Below are 21,947 nucleotides of genomic sequence, written 5' to 3'. Positions count from 1 at the left end.
GTCGGCCTTCCCTTCTCCCCTTGTGGGAGAAGGTGGATTGGCGCGCAGCGCCAAGACGGTTGGACGGAGTGTTGCCAGTACCAAGCTGGAACACCCCTCATCCGGCCGAGCTTCGCTCGTCCACCTTCTCCCACAAGGGGAGAAGGGAAAACCTAACCTACAGCAACCCGGCCTGCTCAGCCTCGCGGCGCAGGTTCTGGCGCGGGCGTGGGCCGATCTGCTGGATCACCAATCCGGCCGCCAGTGAGCCAAGGTCGCCGCAGGCCTTGAGGTCGCGGCCTTGCGTGTAGCCGTGCAGGAAACCGGCGGCATAGAGGTCGCCGGCGCCCGTCGTGTCGACCAGTTCCTTGATCGCGGTCGCCTGGATGAGCACGGTCTCGTCGCCGCGCACGATGACCGAGCCTTTTTCCGAGCGCGTCACGGCGGCGATCCGGCAATCCTTGCGGATCTGCGCCAGCGCCTCGTCGAACGACGATGTCTGGTAGAGCGACTTGATCTCGTGGCTGTTGGCAAAGACGATGTCGACGGTGCCCGAGCGCATCAGGTCGAGGAACTCGTCGCGGTAGCGATCGACGCAGAACGAATCGGAGAGTGTCATCGACACTTCGCGGCCTGCCGCGTGCGCCAGCTTGGCCGTCTGCCGGATCGCTTCCTTGGCCCGCGGCGGGTCCCACAGATAGCCCTCGAAATAGGTGACCTTGGCGCCGGAAGCCTTGTCGGCCTCGACATCCTCCGGCCCGAGTTCGATGGCGGCGCCGAGATAGGTGTTCATCGAGCGCTCGCCGTCGGGGGTGACGAAGATCATCGAGCGCGCCGTCGGTGGCTCGCCCTTGAGCGGCCTAGTATCGAAGGCGACGCCCTGCGCATGGATGTCGTGCGCGTAGATTTGGCCCAGCGCATCGTTCGAAACCTTGCCGAAGAAGGCGGCGCGGCCGCCGAAGCTGGCGACGCCGGCCGCCGTGTTGCCGGCGCTGCCGCCGGACGCTTCGATGGCCGGGCCCATGCGGCTGTAGAGCAGTTCGGCGCGCTGGGTGTCGATGAGGTTCATCGCGCCCTTGATGATGCCGTTGGTCTCGAGGAAGTCCTCGTCGCACTGGGCGATGATGTCGACAATGGCATTGCCGATGCAAAGCACGTCATAATCCGGCATCAATGTCTCCGCCAAAAACCCGAGCCGGCTTCTTGCCATGCCCGGGCGGGTCTACAGCAAGACTCCGAAAATTGGCAACCGATTTTCTGTCGTTGCCGGCGTGGCGGCGATGACCGTTCCCTTGCAGAGGAAGGCGCGGAGCCGCGGTTCTTGCAAATCAGGTGCGCCTCCGCGACGAGGCGCTATGACAATTCGACCGTGGCCGAAGCATTTCGTCGCGGCGCTGCTTACAAGCCTGGCCAGCCGATCATTTTTCTAAGGCGAGCCACCCCCATGCCTACAAAAAACAGGCCGACAAGCAACGATATGACCACCGACCTGACGCTGCTCGCCGTGCTGGCGGTGCTTTGGGGCGCCTCCTATACCTTCATCAAGATCGGAGTCGAGACGATCCCGCCGGTCACGTTCATTGCCGCGCGCACACTGATTGCCGGCGGAATCCTCTTCGCCATCATACGCTGGCGCGGGCTCGCCATGCCGGGCGATGCTGCAAGCTGGCGCCGCTTCGCCTTCCAGGCATGTCTCAACAGCGTCGTGCCGTTCACGCTGATCGCAGCCGCCGAGCGCTCGGTTGACGCCGGTCTCGCCACCATCCTCAACGCGACCTCGCCGATCTTCACCTTCCTGCTGACCGCGCTCATCACCCGCCACGAGCCGGTCACGTTTCGCAAACTGATTGGTGTCGGCGCCGGCATTGCCGGCATCTGCCTCATCATCGGCACCGAGGCGTTGGGTGGTCTCGGTCATGAGCTCTGGGCCCAGTTGGCAATCGTCGCGGCGACGATCTGCTATGCCGGTGCGGCGATCTTCGGCCGTGGCTTCAAGGGCCTCGACCCAATGCTGCCCGCCGCCGGTTCGATGCTGTGCGGCGCCATCATCCTGGTGCCGCTCAGCGTGATGGTCGACCAGCCATGGACGCTCGCGCCATCGACGGCGTCGATCCTGGCCTTGCTCGGCCTGTCGGTGTTTTCGACCGCGCTGGCCTTTGTCATCTATTTCCGCCTCATCCACACGCTCGGCTCGGTCGGCACCACCTCGCAAGCCTATCTGCGCGTGCCGATCGGCGTCGGCATCGGCGCCGTCTTCCTCGGCGAAAGCCTCGGCCCGACGGCATGGCTGGGAATGGGTTTTGTCGTCGCAGGCGTCGCAGCCATGACCATCCCGATTCGAAAGCCGGCGCTCGCGCGATAGGCAGGGCAATCGCTTCGAAAATAGTCTCCGACTTGTGGCGAAGACCACCAATCGTCGAAGTCGGCGCCGCCCCTCATCGCCCTGCCGGGCACTTCTCCCCGTATAGTGACGGGGAGAAGTGGCTGGCCGCAACCTTGGCGTCTTTCCTGCGTCTTTGGGAATTGGCGAAACCATCGACGAGAGGGCCCCTCTCCCCGTCACTATACGGGGAGAGGATGCCGGCAGGCAGGTGAGGGGCAGCGCCCACGTCCGGAAGGGGGGTGGGGCGAGTTCGAAACCTGAAACGATTGCCTTGGTCCGAAGTGATCCGCGCTTGTGGCGGGCGGGCGGGCCGCCTATCTCCGGACGATCCGTTCGACGTGAGGTTGGAAGCACCGTGATCTCTGACGCCGCCCGCGCCGCCGCCGGCCAGTTGTTCTCGCCTGAACTCCGTTCGGTGTTCATCAAGACGCTCGGGCTGACCTTGCTGGCGTTGGTGGCCTTGTGGTTCGGCCTCATCAGCCTCGCCGAGTGGCTGGCCCTGCCGTGGCTCCAAACGCTGTTGCCCGGCATGCCGTCTTGGGCCGGCTGGCTGGGCGGCATCATCGCCGCCATCGCTCTTGCCTTCGGCATGGCGTTGCTCATCGCCCCGGTCACGGCGATCATCGCCGGCCTGTTTCTCGACGACATCGCCGAAGTCGTCGAACGCACCGACTATCCCGGCGACCCGGCTGGACGCGCCATGCCGGCGCTGCGGTCGCTGGTCTTGTCAGCCAGGTTCCTGGGCGTCGTCATCCTCGGCAACATCGTCGCCCTGCTGCTCCTCCTGGTGCCGGGCGTCAACATTGCCGCCTTCTTCATCGTCAACGGCTATCTGCTCGGGCGTGAGTTCTTCGAATTCGCCGCCATGCGTTTTCGCCCGGAAGAAGAGGCCAGGGCCTTGCGCAGGCACTATGCCGGCACGGTGTTCATCGCCGGGCTGGTCATATCAGCCTTCCTCGCCGTGCCGCTGCTCAACCTGGTGACGCCGCTTTTTGCCGCCGCCATGATGGTGCATCTGCACAAGGCGATTGGCGGGCGGGAAGCGGCTCGCGTCTCGCGGGGGTGAGCTCTGTTCAGCGCAACAGGAATCCGCGCCCCAACTCATCATCGGCTTCGACGATGAAATCTGCTCGCCCGGAATAGTAGGCGCGGCCGCCGACGCGGGCGATGATTGCTTCGTGCGGGCCAGCCGTCGCCGTCCGCACCACCGTCCCGGAAAAGCGCGAGCCGGCGATGCTTTCGAATGTGCGCGTCTGCCCGATGTCGATCTCGCCCTTGGCATGCATGGCCGCCAGCCGGGCGGTGACGCCGGAGCCGGTCGGCGAGCGGTCGACCTCGGCCTCGGCAAAGACGCAGACGTTCTTGGTCACGTCGCCGGAAAACGCGTCGCGGCCATCGGTCAGGATGGTGCCATAAAGGAAGGCAAGGTCGGCATGGTCGGGATGCGACAGCGGCAGCTCGGCCTTGAGCCTGTTGGTCAGCGCGGTCGCCGCATCGACGAAATCGCGCACACGGTCGCGGCCGAATTCCAGCCCGAACTGGTGACAGTCGGCCAGCGCGTAGAAGGCGCCGCCATAGGCGATGTCGAAGCCGATCGTGCCATAGCCTTGCAGCTCGATCGCCTGGTTTCGTGCGAACAGGAATGCCGGAACGCTTTCGAACGAGACAGCACCGGCCTTGCCATCCCTGACCTCCACCGAAGCGACGACCAACCCGCACGGTGCCTCGATGTTGACGGTCGTCACCGGCTCGCGTTTCGTCACCAGCCCTTCGTCGACGGCGTAGCGGCCGAGTGCGACGATGGCGTGGCCGCACATGGTCGAATAGCCTTCATTGTGCATGAACAGCACGGCGAGGTCGGCGCCGGGCAGATCCGGCTCGACCAGCAAGGCGCCATACATGTCATAATGGCCGCGCGGCTCGAACATCAAAATCTTGCGCAAATGATCGAGATGGTCGCGCACATAGGCGCGCTTTTCCAGGATGGTGCCATTCGGGATATCCGGGTAGCCGCCGGTAACGATCCTGAGTGGCTCGCCGCCCGTATGCATGTCGACGACAGTCAGCGTCATGCGACAGGCCTCTTAATCTGGGGATTTGCCAAACAAGGCCTGCAATTTGCCGAACGGCATGGCGGCGCGGGTGAAGCCGAACGTGCCGTCCTGCTGGATCTCGCGTGCCGCCGTTTCCAGCATGCCATAAGCGAAATTGGTCAACCACGGCCCGAGCGAAATGCGCTTGACGCCGGCCGTGGCGAGATCGGCGACGGTGAAGCCGGGCCTCGCCATGACGTTGACCGGCTTGCTGACCGCCGAGCAGATCGTGCGCACCATCTCTATATCGCCGATGCCTGGCGCATAGAGCACATCGGCGCCGGCCTTCTCGAAGGCCTGCAGCCGCTTGATGGTGTCGTCGAGATCGGACCTGCCCCACAGGAAGTTCTCGGCCCGCGCGGTGAAGACGAAATCGCGCTTCAACGCCCGCGCCGCCTCCACGGCGGCCGCGACGCGCTCGACGGCGTGCGAGAAATCATAGATCGGCTTGTCCGGATCGCCGGTGTGATCCTCGATCGAGCAGCCGGCAAGGCCTGCCGCTTCGGCCGCGAAGATGGTTTCGGCGGCGCGCTCGGCGCTGTCGCCCTTGCCTCTCTCGAGGTCGGCCGAGACCGGCAGGCTGGTCGCCGCCGTCACGTCGCGGCAATGGTGGATCATCGCCTCGAAGGTCACGGCGCCGTCCGGCAGGCCGCGCGAAAAGGCAAAGCCGGCGCTGGTCGTCGCCAGCGCCTTGAAGCCGAAAGAATCCAGCAGCTTCGTCGTGCCGACATCCCAGGGATTGGGCATGACGAAGGTCGAGGCATGCAGGTCACGAAAGATCTTGCCCTTGTCCATGGTAATTCCCCCCATCATGTGCGGCGTGGCGGAAAGGATTCTATCCTGCCCTCCCTGGCCGGGCAAACGAATGCCATTGGTTCAGAAGCGTTTGGCGTTCTCTCCTGCCAATTTTTCCAGCGCGTCGGAGTCCTTGGCGTAGTGCGGGGCCTTGGTGTCCCAGTGGTAGGTGACGGAAATGTCCTGCGACGCAGCCGCGGGCGGCGCGTCATCGCAGCTTTCGCCGTTCGGCACCGTGGCATCGGTCACCGTCACCTTGATGGCGGCAAAAGGCCGGTCGTCGGCGATGGCCTGGAAGGCCACGTCCTGCTTGCGGCTGTAGCTGCACAGGTTTTCATCGAACGTATAGATCATGTCGATCAGTTCGAACTTGTCGCCGCGGACCATGATCAGCGGCGTGGCCACATAGTTCTGGTTCGAATTGAAATGTGCGCTCATGGTGATGAGGATGTCATCGTTGGCGCTGACGGAAAGCTTGCCGGGTTCGCGGAAATAGGTGCCACGGTCGACCGCGACATTGACGGCGTCGAGCAGCTTTGGCTTGGCCGAAGTGTCGTACAGCGCCAGCACCGCATAGCCTTCGGCACTGTCGGGAGAATCGCCAAGGTCGAACAACATTGCCAGCCGGTCCTTGCCGCCAGCCTTGATGGCCAGCACCGCGGCATTTGAAAAGCCTGATGTCTCGGGCGGCGAACCGCCGCTGTCAGGTCCCTCGATGTGGCGCATGTCGATCGGCAGCCCACCCTTGTAGAAGCCGTCCTTGTCCACGGCGAGATCGGGGATGACCATCCTCGCCAGGTCGAGATAGGTGACGTCCTGGTGGCCGGGCAGCGCGCTGCCGAGTTCCGGAAAGCTGACGGCTTGCGCGCCGGCGGCTGTCCAGAGAAATGGCAGCAGCGTCAAGGCGAGGAGGAAGCGAAGCAGGTTCGTTGTCATAGGCGCGCCTTGGTCTGTCGGGCGCGCGGAACGTAGCATAGCGGTCCGGGACGTCCAATCCGTCCGTCAAACCCGGCAGATCGGTGGCCGGCAGGTTAGTGGATCGGCACCAGCCCGGCCAGCTCGCGCATGTCGTTGAACAGGATGCCGCCGGCCTGGATCAGGCCGTCGCGGTCGGAATAGGGGTCGCGATGATAGGAAAACACCCGCATGCCGGCGGCAATGCCGGCTTGCGTGCCGGCGACGCTGTCCTCGATGACGACGCAGTCGGCGGGCGCGAAGCCCATCGTCTTGGCCGCATGCAGGAACAGGTCGGGGAATGGCTTACCGCGCCCGACCATCGTCGAGCTGAACATCGCGTGTTCGAACAGCGACAACAGCCCGGTCTGGCCGAGTGTGATGTGCATCTTCGACACCCTGGCCGAGGTGGCGACGCAATAGGCGATGCCGGCTGAGCGCACGGCTTCGACAAACTCGCGGACGTAAGGGATCGCCTCGACCCCGTGGGCGAACAGATCCGGCAGGCCGGCATTCCAGCGGTCGACGAAATCGGCGCCGAGGCGGACACTGGCCTCCTCTTCAATCTGTTTTTGCACCGACGCCATGCTGCGGCCGGAAAAATGCTTGCGGCAATATTCGAAGCTCGTCGGATAGCCGGCGGTAACAAGCCATTCGGCGAGGCGTCGATTGGCGAGGTTCTCTGTATCGACCAGGATCCCGTCGCAGTCGAAGATGACGAGTTTTGGCAGTTCGGGCATCAGGCGGTGCCGGTCGATCCGAACCCGCCCGAACCTCGCGCCGTGCCCCCAGCCAGGCTGCGCTCTTCCACGGCCGCCTGCGTCACCGCTGCGAAAACGATCTGGGCGATGCGCATGCCGCGCGTCACCGCAAAATCCTCGTCGCCGAGATTGATCAGCAGCACCTTCACCTCGCCGCGATAGTCGCTGTCGATGGTGCCGGGTGTGTTGAGGACGGTAAGACCATGCTTGAAAGCAAGGCCGGAGCGTGGCCGGACCTGGCCTTCCATGCCTTCGGGRATTTCCAGGATCAGCCCGGTCGGCACCAGAGCGCGTTTTCCMGGCAGGATCAGCAGCGGCCGGTCGTCGGGCACCGCCGCGCGCAGATCCATACCGGCCGCGCCGGGGCTTTCATAGGCGGGGAGAGGAAGTCCTTCACCATGCGGCAACTTGACGAAGCCGACGGTCGGACCGATGACGGAGGGATTTTGAAGGGCTGCGCGCATAAAATCGATCCTATCGGCGCGAACGACGATTCAGTCAACTCAGGTCTAGCGCTATCAACGGCTTTCTTTCGGGCATCACTATGGCCTCCGGCATCCAGGTCAGTCCGACATCACCTGAATCCGAGCAGACCTAGCGCAGTTCCATTGGAACCACGGTGGTCTCCTTGATCTCCTCCATCACAAAGGAGGCCGAAACGTCCGACAGCGCCACCTTGGCGATCAGCCGCTGGTAGAGCCGGTCATAGGCCTTCACGTCGGCGACCCGGGCGCGCAGCACGTAGTCGAGGTCGCCCGACATGCGATAGACGCCGGTGATCTCGGGAAAGCCGGTCACCGCCGCCCGGAACTTCTGCAGCCAGTCCGGGTCGTGGTTGGACGTGCGGATCAGGACGAACACCGAGAGGCCAAGCCCGAGCTTTTCGGCATTGACCAGCGCCACGCGGCCGGTGATGACGCCGTCCTCCTCAAGTCGCTTCACCCGGCGCCAGCAGGCATTGCGCGACAAGGCCACCCGTTCCGACAGCTGGTCGACCGACAGCGTGCCGTCGCGTTGCAGTTCGGTGAGCAATTTTCGGTCGATTTCGTCGATTTCCAGCACCATGTGGGATGTTTGTCCCATGGAGTGCCCAAATACAAGGACATTTTGAGACCAATGAACCGGCGAAGCGTGTCAGGATACTCATATCAAGAACACCAAGCGCTGAAAGGGGAACAGCATGTCGCTCGCAACGATCTTCACCTCTCATCCGGCCAAGGTCGGTGAAACCTATTTCGGCCATATGGCCTTTGCCGCCTGGTTCTCGTCGCGGTTGTTGATGGCGGCGGGTGCCGCGCTCGTTCACGCTTTCTTGCCATTTCTGTTCGAGACTACCGCCAGCCGAATCGTCCGCGAGCTTTACGAGCGGACGCACAACAGAGGCTCGCACGGGACCAAGGAGCCAGCCGCTCTCATGGATCGTGCCTAGGGGACGACAGAAGCGATGTGCCGGTGGGCGGCCTATCTTGGTGAAGCGGTCTTTCTCGAAGATATCCTCACGGCGCCCTGTCACTCGCTGATTGCCCAGAGCCATTGCGCCCAGGAAGCGAAATCGCCGACCAATGGCGACGGCTTTGGTCTTGCTTGGTATGGCGACCGGCCGGAGCCGGGTCTCTATCGCGATATCCTGCCGGCATGGTCCGACCCCAATCTGAAGAGCCTGTGCCGGCAGATCAGGTCGGGCCTGTTCCTGGCGCATGTGCGGGCCTCGACCGGCGGCGCCACCAGCCGCATGAACTGCCATCCCTTCATTTCGGACCGTTGGTCGTTCATGCACAACGGCCAGATCGGCGGTTTCGAGAAGATCCGCCGGGCGCTGGAAAACTCGCTGTCCGACGCCGTCTTCGACCAGCGCGAAGGCACCACTGATTCCGAATTGTTTTTCCTCCTGATGATCGACGAAGGATTGGCCACCGATCCTCAAGGCGCCGTCTCGCGCGCCACCAGCCGCGTGCTTGAAGCCTCGCGCCGGGCCGGCCTCGAGCCGGTGCTGAAACTCACCGCCGCCTTCTCGGACGGGCAGGCGCTGCATGCGGTGCGCTATGCCACCGACGCTCACGCCCCGACGCTCTACACCTCCGTTTTCCGCAAAGGCGGCGGCCGCTGCATTGTTTCCGAGCCGTTCGATCGCGAGGGCGGCGACTGGCAGGCGATCCCGCCATCGAGCTTCGTCACCATGAGCAGGGATGGTATCGCCATCCGTCCCTTTGCTCCGGCCACCGCGAAGCTGGCGCTGGTCGTGTAGGCCTTCGGCTTTCCAGCTTTGCGGCACCATCCGCGTTACTTCGCGCCCCCCTCTGTCCTGCCGGACATCTCCCCCACGAGGGGGAGATTGGCAGCTTCAGCGCTTCGCTCAATCTTGCAACGTTGGAGATTTGCGAAAGCCGTCGTGACATCCAATCTCCCCACCCGTGGGGGAGATGTCCGGCAGGACAGAGGGGGGCGCCGTAGAGCGCCGACCCAACAAAACCTATCGGTGCAATTCCGATCAAGCGCAGCCGATCCTCCAATGCTCAACTCCGCTTGAAGTCGCGCCACGGTCGGCCATCTTGATCCGGACACGCGCGGCCAAGCCGGAGCATTGATCATGGACATCGTCTTTTCCTCAACCGTGGCGCTGGCCACCGCGATCGCCACTCGAAAAGTCTCTGCTGTCGAGGCGCTCGACGCATATCTGACGCAGATCGACAGCCACAATGGGGCGGTCAACGCCGTCATCTCGCTCGACCGGGAAGGCGCCCGCGAGCGCGCCAAAAACGCGGACGCAGCTCAAGCGCGCGGCGCGGCGCTCGGGCCGCTGCATGGCGTGCCGTTCACGCTGAAGGACATGCACGAGACGGCAGGCATGAAGACCACGGTCGGTTTTCCCGCCTTCGCCGATTATGTCGCCAAGCGGGACAGCCCGGTCGTTGCCAGGCTCAAGGCGGCCGGCGGCGTGCTAATGGCCAAGACCAATGTCGCGACCATGTTGGGAGACTGGCAGTCGGACAATCCGCTGTTCGGCCGCACCGGCAATCCGTGGAACCTCCAGCGCACGGCGGGCGGCTCCAGCGGCGGTGCGGCGGCGGCGCTTTGCTCAGGATTGACGCCGTTCGATGTCGGCTCCGACATGCAGGATTCGATCCGGCTGCCCGCCGCCTTTTGCGGCGTCTATGGCCTCAAACCGACCGAGCATCGCGTCTCGCTGGCCGGCGCCTTCCCCGATCCCAGCGGCGCCGCGCGCAGCGTGCGGCTGATGTCATGTCTTGGCCCGCTGGCGCGCAGCGTGGAAGATCTGGCCTTGATCCATCAAATCATTGCCGGCCCGGACGGAAACGACACCGATCTTGCGCCGGTGCCGGTCGAAGGCATGCCGATGCTCGACCCCAAGGCATTGCGCATCGCCTTCGCACCGACCTTTCCAGGGTTGCCAGTGGCCAGCGAGATCAGCGCCGCGGTCGAAAGTCTGGCAAGGCGGCTGCAATCGGGAGGGGCGACCGTCGAGGAAGCGAAACTTCCAAAACTCGACCTGCACGACGATCTCAAGCAAGGCGGCGCGCTGATCGGCATGATGATGGAGGCCGCGCAGCCGGAGCCGCCGGAGGAGCCGACACCGGTCTCGCGCTGGTTCGAGGCGCTCGCCCGCCGCGACAAATCCATTCTCGCCTGGGACCAGTTCTTCGAAACCTGGGATGCGCTGCTTTGCCCGGTCGCCATGACGACGGCCTTCCCGCATTGCGAGCCGGGCGCGCCGATCCAGGTCGACGGCAAAGAGCAGAGCTACTGGATGCTGCCGGCCTATGGCGCCGTATTCAACTACAGCGGCCATCCGGCACTTTCGCTGCCGTGCGGACTGGACCGCTACGGTCTGCCGATCGGCCTGCAACTGGTCGGCAAACGCTGGTCGGAATCGCGGTTGCTCGGCATCGCCAAGGCAATCGAACCGTTGACCGGCGGCTTCAGTCGACCGCCCGGCTATTGAGCGAAGCGCGACAGCCCGTAGGGCGCCAGCAGCGGGTCGCGCTCGCCGTCGAGGATTTCGCGGGCGGCGAACAGGCCGACAGCCGGCGCCAGCGTGATGCCCGAATGCATGACCGCGACGTAGAGGCCGTCCATGCCCTCGGCGCGGCCGATGATCGGAAAACCGTCGATCGGCGTCGGCCGATAACCGACGGTATGGAAATCCAGCTCCAGTTCGTCGCCGCCGTGCAGCATGGCTTTCAGGGCCGCAAACAGGTCGCGGGCGGTGATTTCGGCATCCATGCCAGGGTCGGCACCGCCAAAATCCGAGCCGGCGATGATGCGGCCCTCCGCCGTCTGGCGCATGTGTAGCCGCTCGGCCAGCACCAGCCCGTTGAGCAGTTTTGCATAAGGCCGCGAATGGACGATCAGCCCGGGCGGTGTCTCGATCGGCAGGTTGATCCCGGCCGTCGCGGCGATTGGCGGTGACCCGACGCCCGCCGCGATCACCACCTCGTCGGCGGCTATCAGGCCATGCGATGTGTCCACGCCGGTGATCTGGCCGCCGGTCTGGACCAGCGCCGTCACCGTGCTGGATATGATCCGCGCGCCGCGCCGTTCGGCGTCCGCCAGCAGCGCCTTGGTGGCTGCCACCGGTTCGGCGACACCCTCTTCGGCGACATGCAAGGCGACATCCGGCAGCTCGGCGAGATTGGGCTCGAGGCGCGCGACGCCGGCGCGGTCAACGCGCTTGATACCGTAGCCCCAGGCGGAGTGCTGGGCCGCGTAGGTTTCCATTGCGGCCGCCGACAAATCCCAGCACAGGCCGCCGCACCAGCTGAGCGGAATTTCGGGCAGGTCCCGCGCCAGCCGCGTCCATTCGGCCATGGCGCGGGTGCGCAGCCGGAAATATGGCTGCGGATTGCCCCAGCTGGCATTGATCCAGGCAAACGAGTTCGGCGTCGCTACGCCGCCGGGGCCGCCGTCGGCAATAACCGTCACCTGCGCCCCCGCTCTGCTCAGATGCCAGGCGATGGAGGCACCGATGATGCCGGCGCCGATAACGATTACTTGTTTCGCCGCAGTCATGCTTGCTCCTCTGCCTCGTGACCCATGAGGGCACTGATTCCAGTGCCATCCCCATGGTCGCTTGCCAACACCAAATACGTCACTTGACATAAATACGTACGTACGTATGATTTCATCATGGCTAGACAATCACTCCGCGAAAAACTCCTCGACGCTGGTTTCCGGACCATATGGAATTCAGGCTATGCCGCCGCCGGCGTGCGCGACATTGTTGCCGCGGCCGATGCCCGGCCGGGTTCGTTCACCAACCATTTCGCCTCCAAGGAGGAGTTTGTCGGGGAGGTGCTCGACCGCTATTTCACCTATGTCAGCGGCCTGGTCCAAGCAGCCCTTGCGCAGGACGGGACGCCGCCCGTCGGCAGGCTGCGTCGCTACCTCGATGTCATCACCTCGAAGCTCGAAGCGCATGACTGGGCGCGCGGCTGCATGATCGGCAATCTCAGCCTCGAAACCGCAGTGCACAGCGAACCGCTGCGCCTGCGGCTTGTCGCCATCTTCGAGCGCTGGCGCCAGCCATTCGCGGCCTGCATCGCCGAGGGCCAGGCGGCCGGCGACATCCCCCGGGCTTTCGATGCCGACGACCTCGCCGACTTCCTGCTGTCGTCCTGGCAAGGCGCCATGCTGCGCATGAAGGTCGAGCGCAGCCCGGCGCCGCTCGAGCGCTTCAAGAAAATCATCTTCAGCACAGTCTTTGCAAAGGAGCCGACCCAATGAGTTTGAATGCCGACAAGCCGCAATCCGGCTCCACCGCGCTGCGGCGCGAGGAAATCGCCGTGCTTGATTCGACCATGTCCTATGTCGAGGCCGGTGCGGCCGGTCCGACCGTGCTGTTCCTGCATGGCAATCCGACCTCATCCCACATCTGGCGCAACATCATCCCGCAAGTCGCGCCGCTAGGGCGCTGCATCGCACCGGACCTGATCGGTTACGGCCAGTCCGGCAAGCCCGATATCGATTATCGCTTCTTCGATCATGTGCGCTATCTCGACGCCTTCCTCGATGCGCTCGACATCAGGGAAATGGTGATTGTTGCGCAGGACTGGGGCACGGCACTTGCCTTCCATCTCGCGGCGCGGCGGCCGCGCAACATTCTCGGCCTCGCCTTCATGGAATTCATCCGGCCCTTCGAGTGTTGGGAGGATTTTCACCAGCGTCCGCAGGCGCGCGAACTGTTCAAGGCGCTGCGCACGCCGGATGTCGGCGAAAAGCTGGTTCTGGAAGATAATGTCTTCGTCGAGAAAGTGCTGCCGGCCTCGGTGTTGCGCACAATGAGCGACGAGGAGATGACGGCTTACCGGGCGCCGTTCCCGACACCGCGATCGCGCAAGCCGGTGCTGCGCCTGCCCAGGGAATTGCCGATCGAGGGTCAGCCTGCCGACGTCGCCGCCATCAGCGAGCACGACCATCGGGCGCTGCGGCTTTCCACCTATCCGAAACTGCTGTTCGCCGGCGATCCAGGTGCGCTTGTTTCGCCGCAAGCCGCAGGCGAATTCGCCGCCGGGCTGAAGAACTGCCGGTTCATCAATCTCGGACCCGGCGCGCACTATCTGCAGGAAGACCATGCCGACGCGATAGGCGAGGCCATTGCCGGCTGGCTTCCAGAGATCGTTCCGGCGAGCCACATGGCCGAGTTGGCCTGAGCGCGCCACGCCAGCCGGCGGCGTCAGCGCCGCCGGACCGGTCGACAGCCCGGCACTGCGCTGCTAGAAGCCCGGCCTGTCACACGGAAATCCTGAAGAATGCCTGAAGCAATAGAAGAAGAAGTGGCGCGCCGCCGCACCTTCGCGATCATCGCTCACCCGGACGCCGGCAAGACAACGCTCACCGAAAAGCTGCTGCTGTTCGGCGGCGCCATTCAGCTTGCCGGCGAGGTCAAGGCCAAGAAGGATAGGATCCAGACCCGCTCCGACTGGATGAAGATCGAGCGCGAGCGCGGCATTTCGGTCGTTACTTCGGTGATGACGTTCGAATATGAGGACAATGTCTTCAACCTGCTCGACACACCCGGCCACGAGGATTTCGCCGACGACACCTATCGTACGCTGTCGGCCGTCGACAGCGCGGTCATGGTCATCGACGCCGCCAAGGGCATCGAGCCGCGCACGCTGAAACTGTTCGAGGTTTGCCGGCTGCGCGACATTCCGATCATCACCTTCGTCAACAAGATGGACCGCGAAAGCCGCGATCCGTTTGAGATTTTGGACGAGATCGAACAGAAGCTGGCGCTGGATACCGCACCGATCACCTGGCCGATCGGTCGCGGCAAGACGTTTTCCGGCACCTATCACCTGGCGCTGAATGCGGTGCGCAAGGGTGACGACGAGAAGGAACGCACGCCGGTCAACGGTCCCGATTCCAACCGCGTCGCCGGCCTGTTGCCGGAGAACGAGCGCGAGGCCTTCATCGAGGAGCTGGAACTGGCGCGCGAAGCCTGCCGTCCGCTCGACATCGACGCCTTTCGCGAGGGCCATCTGACTCCAGTCTATTTCGGCTCGGCGCTGCGCAATTATGGCGTCCGCGACCTGATCGAGGCGCTTGGCGCCTTTGGGCCGCCGCCGCGCGCGCAGGAGGCCGATGCCCGCAAGGTCGAGGCGACCGAGGACAAGATGACGTCCTTCGTCTTCAAGATCCAGGCCAACATGGATCCCAACCACCGCGACCGCATCGCCTTCGTCCGCGTCTGCTCGGGCAAGCTCGAGCGCGGCATGAAGGCCAAGCTGGTGCGTACCGGAAAGCCGATGAGCCTGTCGGCGCCGCAGTTCTTCTTTGCCCGCACCCGCGTCACCGCCGACGAGGCGTTTGCCGGCGACGTCGTCGGCATCCCCAACCACGGCACGCTGCGCATCGGCGATACGCTGACCGAGGGCGAGGAAATTCTGTTCCGAGGCGTGCCCAACTTCGCCCCGGAAATCCTGCGCCGCGTCCGCTTGGGTGACGCGATGAAGGCCAAGAAGCTCAAGGAAGCGCTGCACCAGATGGCCGAGGAGGGCGTCGTGCAATTGTTCTCGCMCGAGGATGGCTCGCCGGCCATCGTCGGCGTCGTCGGCGCGCTGCAGCTCGACGTCCTGAAGGAGCGGTTGAACTTCGAATACACGCTCCCGGTCGAGTTCGAGATGTCACGCTTTTCGGTCTGCCGCTGGATATCGGCCGAGGACAAGGCCGAGGTTTTGCGTTTCATCGAGGCACATCGCGGCGACATCGCCCGCGACCTCGACAATGATCCCGTGTTCCTCGCCCAACACGCCTTCTCGCTGAACTACGAAGCGGAACGCTGGAAGGCGATCCGCTTCGCCACGATCAAGGACTATCAGGTTCGCGACAAGGCGGCTTGAAGCGCCATCTTGCCTTCTCCCCTGTGGAGAAGGTGTCGCCGAAGGCGACGGATGGTTCCAGGGAACGCCAAGGTCTCACTCCGCTGGAACACCCCTCATCCGTCTCGGCGCTGCGCGCCGATCCACCTTCTCCCACAAGGGGGAGAAGGGGAAGTCCGCTCACCCTCTGGCTGCTTCTTCGATCTTGGCGATGTCGATCTTGCCCATCTGCATCATCGCATTCATCGCCCGGCCGGCCTTGGCCCTGTCCGGATCCTGCAGCAGGCGCGGCAGTTGTTCCGGCACGACCTGCCAGGAAACACCGAACTTGTCCTTCAGCCAGCCACAGGGTCCTGGTTCGCCGCCACCCTCTGTGAGCCTGGTCCAGAAATGATCGACTTCTTCCTGCGTCTTGCAGTCGATCGATAGTGAGATCGCCTCGGTGAACTTGTATTGTGGTCCGCCGTTGAGCGCCAGGAACGGGACGCCGTCGAGTTCGAACGAGGCCACCAGCACCTTGCCCTCATCAGCGTGACCCTTGGGCCAACGCGTCACGCTCAGCTCCTTCGAATTCTTGAAGATGGACATGTAATGGTTCATGGCCTCCTCGGCCTGTCCGTCGAACCAAAGGAAGGTGGTGATCTTTTGCATGGTCTTCTCCTCGTTTTCTGTTGGGGGATGAAGGACGCGTCAGGCGGCGCCTTTGGCAGCGTCTTGAAGCGAAGCGAGATAAGCGTCGAGCTGGGCATAGCTCTCGGCCATGCCGCGGGTCATGCCGGTGCCGAGCGCGCCGTCGCGGGCCGCTTGCGAAGCGTAGAGCACCGTCTGCGTCAGAAGCGTCTTCCCGCTCTGTTCGGTGAAGATCACCGTCCCGATGGTTTCGCCACCGGTCCAGTCCTCGTCGAACAATTCGGTGGCGACGATCCTGGCTGGACGCACGATTTCGCGATAGGCGCCGCTCATGCCCATGCTGCGGCCATCGCGGTGCTGCCAGACGTAGCGTGTGGCGCCGCCAACCCTGAGGTCGATTTCGCAGACCGCCAGCCGCCAGCCATCGGGGCCGTGCAGCCAGCCCTTCAGCAACTCGGGTATCGTCCAGCAGTCGAAGACCATCGGCCGCGACGCATCGAAGATGCGGGTGATCTGGACCTCGCGGTCGCTGGGCGTGGTCACCGTCAGTGTGGCGACGGTCGAACCGGGCAAGGTTGTGGTGCTCATGATGATCCTCCTCATGTTTGCCAAAGGACGTGCGGCAGGCCGGTGATCCGACACAGGCCGCGATGTTTTCGCGCTATTGGTCGGTGCTGTCGGGGGCTTTCTCGGCCTTCATCGCGCCGAGCAACGCGTCGAGGCGCTGGAAGTTGCCCTCCCAGATCTTTCGATAACGCTCCAGCCAGTCATTGGCCTCTGCCAGCGGTTTTGCTTCGAGCCGGCACGGCCGGCGCTGTGCGTCGCGGCCGCGTGAAATCAGTCCGGCGTTTTCCAGCACCTTGAGGTGCTTGGAAATCGAGGGCTGGCTCATCGCGAAAGGCTCGGCGAGTTCCATCACGGATGCTTCGCCCTGGATGAGCCGGGCAAGAATGGCGCGGCGCGTCGGATCGGCGAGTGCGGCAAACGTGGCGTCCAGTTGGTTCATCGGATGTCCATAGCCAAAAGGGTATATACCTGATTGGCTATATACAGGCGAACACCGCTCGTCAACCGCCCATCCGGATTTCGTGGCGCATTGCAAAATTGTGGCCAGACCAGGCTTGCCCGTCTATAACGCCTGCGGTCCGAATTCAGCGCCGCCACGCTCCGCATGGAGCGCAGCAAGCCAGCCAAGGAAAATTCATGCCTGCCTATCGTTCCCGCACCACCACCCATGGCCGCAACATGGCCGGCGCTCGCGGCCTCTGGCGCGCCACCGGCATGAAGGATTCCGATTTCGGCAAACCGATCATCGCGGTGGTCAACTCCTTCACCCAGTTCGTGCCGGGCCATGTCCACCTGAAGGACCTCGGCCAACTGGTCGCGCGCGAGATCGAGAAGGCCGGTGGCGTCGCCAAGGAATTCAACACCATCGCCGTCGATGATGGCATCGCCATGGGTCATGACGGCATGCTCTATTCGTTGCCGTCGCGCGAGCTGATCGCCGATTCCGTCGAATACATGGTCAACGCGCACTGCGCCGACGCCATGGTCTGCATCTCCAATTGCGACAAGATCACGCCCGGCATGCTGATGGCCAGCTTACGCCTCAACATCCCGACCGTCTTCGTCTCCGGCGGACCGATGGAAGCCGGCAAGGTGGTGCTGGCCGGCAAGACGCAGGCGCTCGACCTGGTCGACGCCATGGTGGCGGCCGCCGACGACAAGATCTCCGACGAGGACGTCAAGGTCATCGAACGTTCGGCCTGCCCGACCTGCGGTTCCTGCTCGGGCATGTTCACCGCCAATTCGATGAATTGTTTGACCGAGGCGCTTGGCCTGTCACTGCCGGGCAACGGCTCGACGCTGGCCACGCATGCCGACCGCAAGCGCCTGTTCGTCGAAGCCGGCCACCTGATCGTCGATCTCGCCCAGCGCTATTACGAGCAGGACGACGAAACCGCGTTGCCGCGCAACATCGCCTCGAAGGGTGCCTTCGAAAACGCCATGACGCTCGATATCGCTATGGGCGGCTCGACCAATACCGTGTTGCACATCCTGGCCGCCGCGCATGAAGGCGAGATCAACTTCGATCAGGATGACATCGACGCGCTGTCACGCAAGGTGCCGGTGCTGTGCAAGGTGGCTCCTGCCAAGGCGGATGTGCACATGGAAGACGTCCACCGCGCCGGCGGCATCATGGCGATCCTCGGCCAGCTCGACAATGCCGGCTTGATCAACCGCGATCTGCCGACCGTGCACACGCGCACGCTGGGTGAAGCGCTCGACCATTGGGATATTTCGCGCTCGACCAGCCAAAGCGTGCGCGATTTCTTCCTCGCCGCGCCTGGCGGCGTGCCGACGCAGGTTGCCTTCAGCCAGGACCGCCGCTGGGACGACCTCGACCTCGACCGCGAGAAAGGCGTCATCCGCTCAGTCCAGCACCCCTTCTCCAAGGATGGCGGCCTTGCCGTGTTGAAGGGCAATCTGGCGCTCGACGGCTGCATCGTGAAGACCGCCGGCGTCGACGAATCGATCCTGAAGTTCACCGGCCCGGCCCGCGTGTTCGAAAGCCAGGACGCCAGCGTCAAGGCGATCCTGGYCAACGAGATCAAGGCCGGTGATGTCGTCGTCATCCGCTATGAGGGGCCGCGCGGCGGTCCCGGCATGCAGGAAATGCTCTACCCGACCAGCTATCTGAAGTCGAAGGGCCTGGGCAAGGCTTGCGCGCTGGTCACCGACGGCCGCTTCTCCGGTGGCACCTCCGGCCTGTCGATCGGCCATGTCTCGCCGGAAGCCGCCGAGGGCGGTTTGATCGGCCTGGTGCAGGAGGGCGATACGGTCGAGATCGACATCCCGAACCGCATCATACGACTCGCCGTCAGCGATGCTGAACTCGCCAGCCGCCGGGCAGCGATGGAGGCCAAGGGGATTGCTGCCTGGAAGCCCGAGGAAAAGCGCAAGCGCAAGGTCACCACAGCCTTGCGCGCCTACGCCGCGATGGCGACCAGCGCTGCCAAGGGCGCGGTCAGGTTCGTGCCGGAGTAGGGCTGAAGAGCGGCGAGGTCGCAGCATCTCCCTTGGTCCCCGTGTCTATACGGGGAGAAGGTGCCGGCAGGCGGATGAGGGGCAGCACAAGCGCTGCAGATTTTTTGCCGCCACGATAGGATGCTGATTCTTCAAGCGGGATGACGACGGATGGATTTCGACCTTATCGTTCGCGGCGGCAAGCTGTCTGATGGCAGGGTCGCCGACATCGGCATCGTCGGCGAGACGATCGCGGCGATCGAGCCGAAGCTCGATGTCACCGCCGGCACGGCGATCGATGCCAGCGGCAATCTGGTCTCGCCGCCCTTCGTCGACCCGCATTTCCACATGGATGCAACGCTCTCCTACGGCATCCCGCGCATCAACGCGTCGGGTACCCTGCTCGAAGGCATCTCGTTGTGGGGCGAGCTGAAGCCTCTGTTGACCCATGAAGCCGTGCGCGACCGCGCGCTTGCCTACTGCGACTGGGCGGTGTCGATGGGTCTGCTTGCCATCCGCACCCACGTCGATGTCTGCGACGACAGGCTGCTGGCGGTCGAGGCCCTGCTCGAGGTCAAGAAGACGATCGCCCCGTATATCGACCTGCAATTGGTCGCCTTTCCGCAGGACGGGTTTTATCGCTCGCCGACGGCACGTGAAAACACCATCCGCGCACTCGACAAGGGCGTCGACATCGTCGGCGGCATCCCGCATTTCGAGCGCACCATGGCCGATGGCACGCGCTCGGTGACAGAGCTGTGCGAGATCGCGGCCGGGCGCGGCCTGATGGTCGACCTGCACTGCGACGAGACCGATGATCCGCTGTCGCGCCATATCGAACAGCTTGCCTATGAGACCCAGCGTCTTGGCCTGCAGGGCAAGGTTGCCGGCTCGCATCTCACCTCGATGCATTCGATGGACAATTACTATGTCTCGAAATTGCTGCCGCTGATCGCCGAGGCGGGCGTTTCGGCGATCCCCAATCCGCTGATCAACATCATGCTGCAGGGCCGCCACGACACCTTCCCCAAGCGCCGCGGTATGACCCGGGTCAAGGAGATGCAGGCGCTGGGCATCCGTGTCGGCTGGGGCCAGGATTGCGTGCTCGATCCCTGGTACTCGCTCGGCACCGCCGACATGCTCGACGTCGCCTTCATGGGCCTGCACGTCGCCCAGATGTCGAGTCCGGCCGACATGGCCCGCTGCTTCGACATGGTCACCAATGTCAACGCGTCGATCATGGGGCTCGGTCATCTCGGCCTGGCGGTAGGCAAGCGCGCCAGCCTGGTCATCCTGGATGCCGGCAATCCGATCGAAGCCCTGCGCCTGCGCGCCGAACGCCTGTGCGTCATCGCCAGGGGCAAGGTGGTGGCGCAGCGGACGAAGCAGGACACCAGGCTGTCCATCCCTGGCAGACCAGCTCTGGTGAACCGCAGGCACCGGACGCCGCATCAGACCCAATAGAACAGGCCAGACCCAGCTGATTCCCGGTTCTGGCCTTGCGGATTCCCGGATTTCTCCTCGTCAAAGCAGGCGCTTCAGTCTACGACGCGGCTCTAAATCAAAGGGATAGAGCATGATGTCGTCAGAAAACCGCTTCACACTTTTCGGCATCATGCTCTAGGGAGGAATCGGGATCGGCATGACGCAGCCCGTGGCGCAGAATTCCACAATCAGGAACGTGCTCCTGGCCGGCATCCTTTTAATGCTGGCCGGCGATTTCCTGTTTGCGCTGAACGATGCCATGGGCAAGTGGCTGGTCGCCAGCTTCTCCGTCGGCCAGGTGGTGCTGATCCGTTCCATCGGCGCGTTCTTCGTGCTTGGCCCGATGATCGCCCACCAGGGCACGGCCAAGCTGTTTCATATGGAGCGCCTGGAGCTGCAGCTGCTGCGCGTGGTGATGACAACGCTCGACACGGCACTGTTCTATGCCGCCGTCGTCTACCTGCCGCTTGCCGACGTGATGAGCTTCTACATGGCCGGACCGATCTATGTTGCGGCACTCTCGCATTTGTTGCTTGGCGAGAAGGTCGGCTGGCGCCGCTGGATGGCGATTCTGCTCGGCTTCTGCGGCGTGCTGATCATGCTGAAACCGTCCTCGGCGGCATTCTCGTTGTCATCGAGCTTCGCGCTCGCCGGCAGCATTGCCTTCGCCTTCGCCATCATCCTCAACCGGCGCCTGCGCGGCACCAGTGACACCAATCTGGTGACATGGCAGACCATCGGCACGATGGTGGTCGGCGGCGTGTTGACCATCGGCGCCTGGCAGACCCCGTCGGCGCTTGATTTCGGCGCCATGCTGCTGCTCGGTATCGTTTCATGCGGCGCGCATCTGATGATCACCAGGGCGCTCAAGCTGGCGCCGGCCTCGACGCTGGCGCCGCTGCATTACACGCTGCTCCTGTGGGCGGTGGTGTTCGGGCTGGTGTTCTTTGGTGACGTTCCCGGTCCGCGCATCCTGATAGGCTCAGGCATCGTCGTTCTCGCCGGCCTGTTCATCTTCCACCGCCAGAAAGTGGTCGACACCACGGTGCCGCCCGAAAACGTGCCCAAGGGCGTCAATTAGGTTCTCCTAACCCAGGCGTATCGCCGCCAGGTGCCGTGAAAACTCCGGCGTCTCCATCAACGCCTTGCAGCGCACGAACCGCCCGTCGGCATAGGCGCGGAAATCGTCGACCGGATTGTTGTTGGCGAGCTGGATCAGCCCCCACAATGTCCACAACAGGTCGCACATCGCCTTGTAGATGACGATGCGGCCGCGCTCGGCCGCCCTCGCCTCGCCGCCGAAATAGGCGCGCATCATCTCTTCGTCCTGCGCCGTATCGAATTTTCCTTCCACGCTGAGGTCGCCGAGATCCCAGAGCGGATCGTTCATGCCCGAATATTCCCAGTCGACGATCCACATCCGCTCGCCTGTATCGAGAAAGTTCTCGCACAGCGGATCGCAGTGGCAGGCAGCGAGAGGCAAGGGATGGGCGGCCAGCGC

The 21,947-nt window shown here is 63.9% G+C and carries 23 protein-coding genes; 11 read left to right on the top strand and 12 right to left on the bottom strand.

The window, feature by feature from the left end; genetic code table 11:
* Window positions 1-157 precede the first annotated feature (157 nt).
* Window positions 158-1,150, bottom strand: coding sequence for an adenosine kinase (locus AC1D0I_RS05430; RefSeq protein WP_477393547.1), 993 nt, complete (start codon window positions 1,148-1,150; stop codon window positions 158-160).
* A 306-nt stretch (window positions 1,151-1,456) separates the two neighbouring features.
* Between AC1D0I_RS05430 and AC1D0I_RS05425 the strand changes: the two genes are divergently transcribed.
* Complete coding sequence (locus AC1D0I_RS05425; protein WP_477393545.1) at window positions 1,457-2,341, top strand: EamA family transporter; 885 nt, start codon at window positions 1,457-1,459, stop codon at window positions 2,339-2,341.
* Between the two features lie 376 nt (window positions 2,342-2,717).
* Window positions 2,718-3,428: a sulfate transporter family protein gene (locus AC1D0I_RS05420; RefSeq protein ID WP_477393543.1), complete on the top strand. Its 711-nt coding sequence runs from the start codon at window positions 2,718-2,720 to the stop codon at window positions 3,426-3,428.
* Window positions 3,429-3,435: 7 nt separating this feature from the next.
* On the opposite strand, the gene AC1D0I_RS05415 is transcribed toward AC1D0I_RS05420, so the two are convergent.
* From AC1D0I_RS05415 to AC1D0I_RS05390, 6 genes are all read right to left on the bottom strand, one after another.
* Window positions 3,436-4,434, bottom strand: a complete 999-nt coding sequence (locus AC1D0I_RS05415; RefSeq protein ID WP_477393541.1) for a proline racemase family protein — start codon at window positions 4,432-4,434, stop codon at window positions 3,436-3,438.
* A 12-nt stretch (window positions 4,435-4,446) separates the two neighbouring features.
* Window positions 4,447-5,250, bottom strand: coding sequence for an isocitrate lyase/PEP mutase family protein (locus AC1D0I_RS05410; protein ID WP_457150061.1), 804 nt, complete (start codon window positions 5,248-5,250; stop codon window positions 4,447-4,449).
* 81 nt (window positions 5,251-5,331) lie between these two features.
* Window positions 5,332-6,186: a hypothetical protein gene (locus tag AC1D0I_RS05405; protein ID WP_477393539.1), complete on the bottom strand. Its 855-nt coding sequence runs from the start codon at window positions 6,184-6,186 to the stop codon at window positions 5,332-5,334.
* A gap of 95 nt (window positions 6,187-6,281) precedes the next feature.
* Entirely contained in the window at window positions 6,282-6,944 is a 663-nt protein-coding gene (locus AC1D0I_RS05400) for an HAD family hydrolase (protein ID WP_477393537.1), read from the bottom strand.
* Window positions 6,944-7,429, bottom strand: a complete 486-nt coding sequence (gene dut, locus AC1D0I_RS05395; RefSeq protein ID WP_477393535.1) for a dUTP diphosphatase — start codon at window positions 7,427-7,429, stop codon at window positions 6,944-6,946. The genes AC1D0I_RS05400 and dut overlap by 1 nt, the downstream gene beginning before the upstream one ends.
* A 130-nt stretch (window positions 7,430-7,559) precedes the next feature.
* Window positions 7,560-8,030: an Lrp/AsnC family transcriptional regulator gene (locus tag AC1D0I_RS05390; protein WP_477393758.1), complete on the bottom strand. Its 471-nt coding sequence runs from the start codon at window positions 8,028-8,030 to the stop codon at window positions 7,560-7,562.
* A 115-nt stretch (window positions 8,031-8,145) separates the two neighbouring features.
* Between AC1D0I_RS05390 and AC1D0I_RS05385 the strand changes: the two genes are divergently transcribed.
* The 3 genes from AC1D0I_RS05385 (at window position 8,146) to AC1D0I_RS05375 (ending at window position 10,926) form a co-directional block, all read left to right on the top strand.
* Window positions 8,146-8,394, top strand: a complete 249-nt coding sequence (locus tag AC1D0I_RS05385; protein ID WP_457152761.1) for a DUF6356 family protein — start codon at window positions 8,146-8,148, stop codon at window positions 8,392-8,394.
* A 15-nt stretch (window positions 8,395-8,409) separates the two neighbouring features.
* The gene (locus AC1D0I_RS05380; RefSeq protein ID WP_477393533.1) at window positions 8,410-9,210 is read left to right on the top strand and encodes a class II glutamine amidotransferase; all 801 of its coding nucleotides are present in this window, start codon (window positions 8,410-8,412) and stop codon (window positions 9,208-9,210) included.
* 342 nt (window positions 9,211-9,552) lie between these two features.
* Window positions 9,553-10,926 carry an amidase gene (locus AC1D0I_RS05375; protein WP_477393532.1) on the top strand — a complete coding sequence of 458 codons (1,374 nt, stop codon included), beginning with the start codon at window positions 9,553-9,555 and terminating at the stop codon, window positions 10,924-10,926.
* Here AC1D0I_RS05375 and AC1D0I_RS05370 read toward each other — a convergent pair.
* Window positions 10,920-11,993, bottom strand: a complete 1,074-nt coding sequence (locus AC1D0I_RS05370) for an NAD(P)/FAD-dependent oxidoreductase (RefSeq protein WP_477393530.1) — start codon at window positions 11,991-11,993, stop codon at window positions 10,920-10,922. The two genes, AC1D0I_RS05375 and AC1D0I_RS05370, sit on opposite strands and share 7 nt — an antisense overlap.
* Window positions 11,994-12,110: 117 nt before the next feature.
* Between AC1D0I_RS05370 and AC1D0I_RS05365 the strand changes: the two genes are divergently transcribed.
* The 3 genes from AC1D0I_RS05365 (at window position 12,111) to AC1D0I_RS05355 (ending at window position 15,325) form a co-directional block, all read left to right on the top strand.
* Window positions 12,111-12,707: a TetR/AcrR family transcriptional regulator gene (locus AC1D0I_RS05365; protein WP_477393528.1), complete on the top strand. Its 597-nt coding sequence runs from the start codon at window positions 12,111-12,113 to the stop codon at window positions 12,705-12,707.
* A complete protein-coding gene (locus AC1D0I_RS05360) occupies window positions 12,704-13,633 on the top strand; it encodes a haloalkane dehalogenase (RefSeq protein ID WP_477393526.1) in 930 nt (309 codons plus the stop codon). The genes AC1D0I_RS05365 and AC1D0I_RS05360 overlap by 4 nt, the downstream gene beginning before the upstream one ends.
* A 99-nt stretch (window positions 13,634-13,732) precedes the next feature.
* Complete coding sequence (locus AC1D0I_RS05355; protein WP_477393524.1) at window positions 13,733-15,325, top strand: peptide chain release factor 3; 1,593 nt, start codon at window positions 13,733-13,735, stop codon at window positions 15,323-15,325.
* A gap of 159 nt (window positions 15,326-15,484) precedes the next feature.
* On the opposite strand, the gene AC1D0I_RS05350 is transcribed toward AC1D0I_RS05355, so the two are convergent.
* The 3 genes from AC1D0I_RS05350 to AC1D0I_RS05340 all read right to left on the bottom strand — a co-directional run bounded on the left by AC1D0I_RS05350 (window position 15,485) and on the right by AC1D0I_RS05340 (window position 16,940).
* Window positions 15,485-15,955, bottom strand: coding sequence for a VOC family protein (locus AC1D0I_RS05350; protein ID WP_477304904.1), 471 nt, complete (start codon window positions 15,953-15,955; stop codon window positions 15,485-15,487).
* A gap of 39 nt (window positions 15,956-15,994) precedes the next feature.
* Window positions 15,995-16,522, bottom strand: coding sequence for an SRPBCC family protein (locus tag AC1D0I_RS05345; protein WP_477393522.1), 528 nt, complete (start codon window positions 16,520-16,522; stop codon window positions 15,995-15,997).
* Between the two features lie 73 nt (window positions 16,523-16,595).
* Window positions 16,596-16,940, bottom strand: a complete 345-nt coding sequence (locus AC1D0I_RS05340) for an ArsR/SmtB family transcription factor (protein ID WP_184877243.1) — start codon at window positions 16,938-16,940, stop codon at window positions 16,596-16,598.
* 197 nt (window positions 16,941-17,137) lie between these two features.
* On the opposite strand from AC1D0I_RS05340, the gene ilvD reads away from it, so the two are divergent.
* From ilvD to AC1D0I_RS05325, 3 genes are all read left to right on the top strand, one after another.
* Window positions 17,138-18,982, top strand: coding sequence for a dihydroxy-acid dehydratase (ilvD, locus tag AC1D0I_RS05335; RefSeq protein WP_477393520.1), 1,845 nt, complete (start codon window positions 17,138-17,140; stop codon window positions 18,980-18,982).
* Between the two features lie 150 nt (window positions 18,983-19,132).
* Complete coding sequence (locus AC1D0I_RS05330; RefSeq protein ID WP_477393518.1) at window positions 19,133-20,425, top strand: amidohydrolase family protein; 1,293 nt, start codon at window positions 19,133-19,135, stop codon at window positions 20,423-20,425.
* Window positions 20,426-20,603: 178 nt separating this feature from the next.
* The gene (locus tag AC1D0I_RS05325) at window positions 20,604-21,527 is read left to right on the top strand and encodes a DMT family transporter (protein ID WP_457152730.1); all 924 of its coding nucleotides are present in this window, start codon (window positions 20,604-20,606) and stop codon (window positions 21,525-21,527) included.
* A gap of 6 nt (window positions 21,528-21,533) precedes the next feature.
* Here the strand turns inward: AC1D0I_RS05325 and AC1D0I_RS05320 are convergent.
* The coding region (locus AC1D0I_RS05320; protein WP_477393517.1) for a phosphotransferase family protein at window positions 21,534-21,947 on the bottom strand (414 nt) is incomplete at its 5' end.

It is taken from the genome of Mesorhizobium sp. P2_D1 (assembly GCF_056404455.1).
This window is presented reverse-complemented; position numbering and strand designations above follow the sequence as displayed.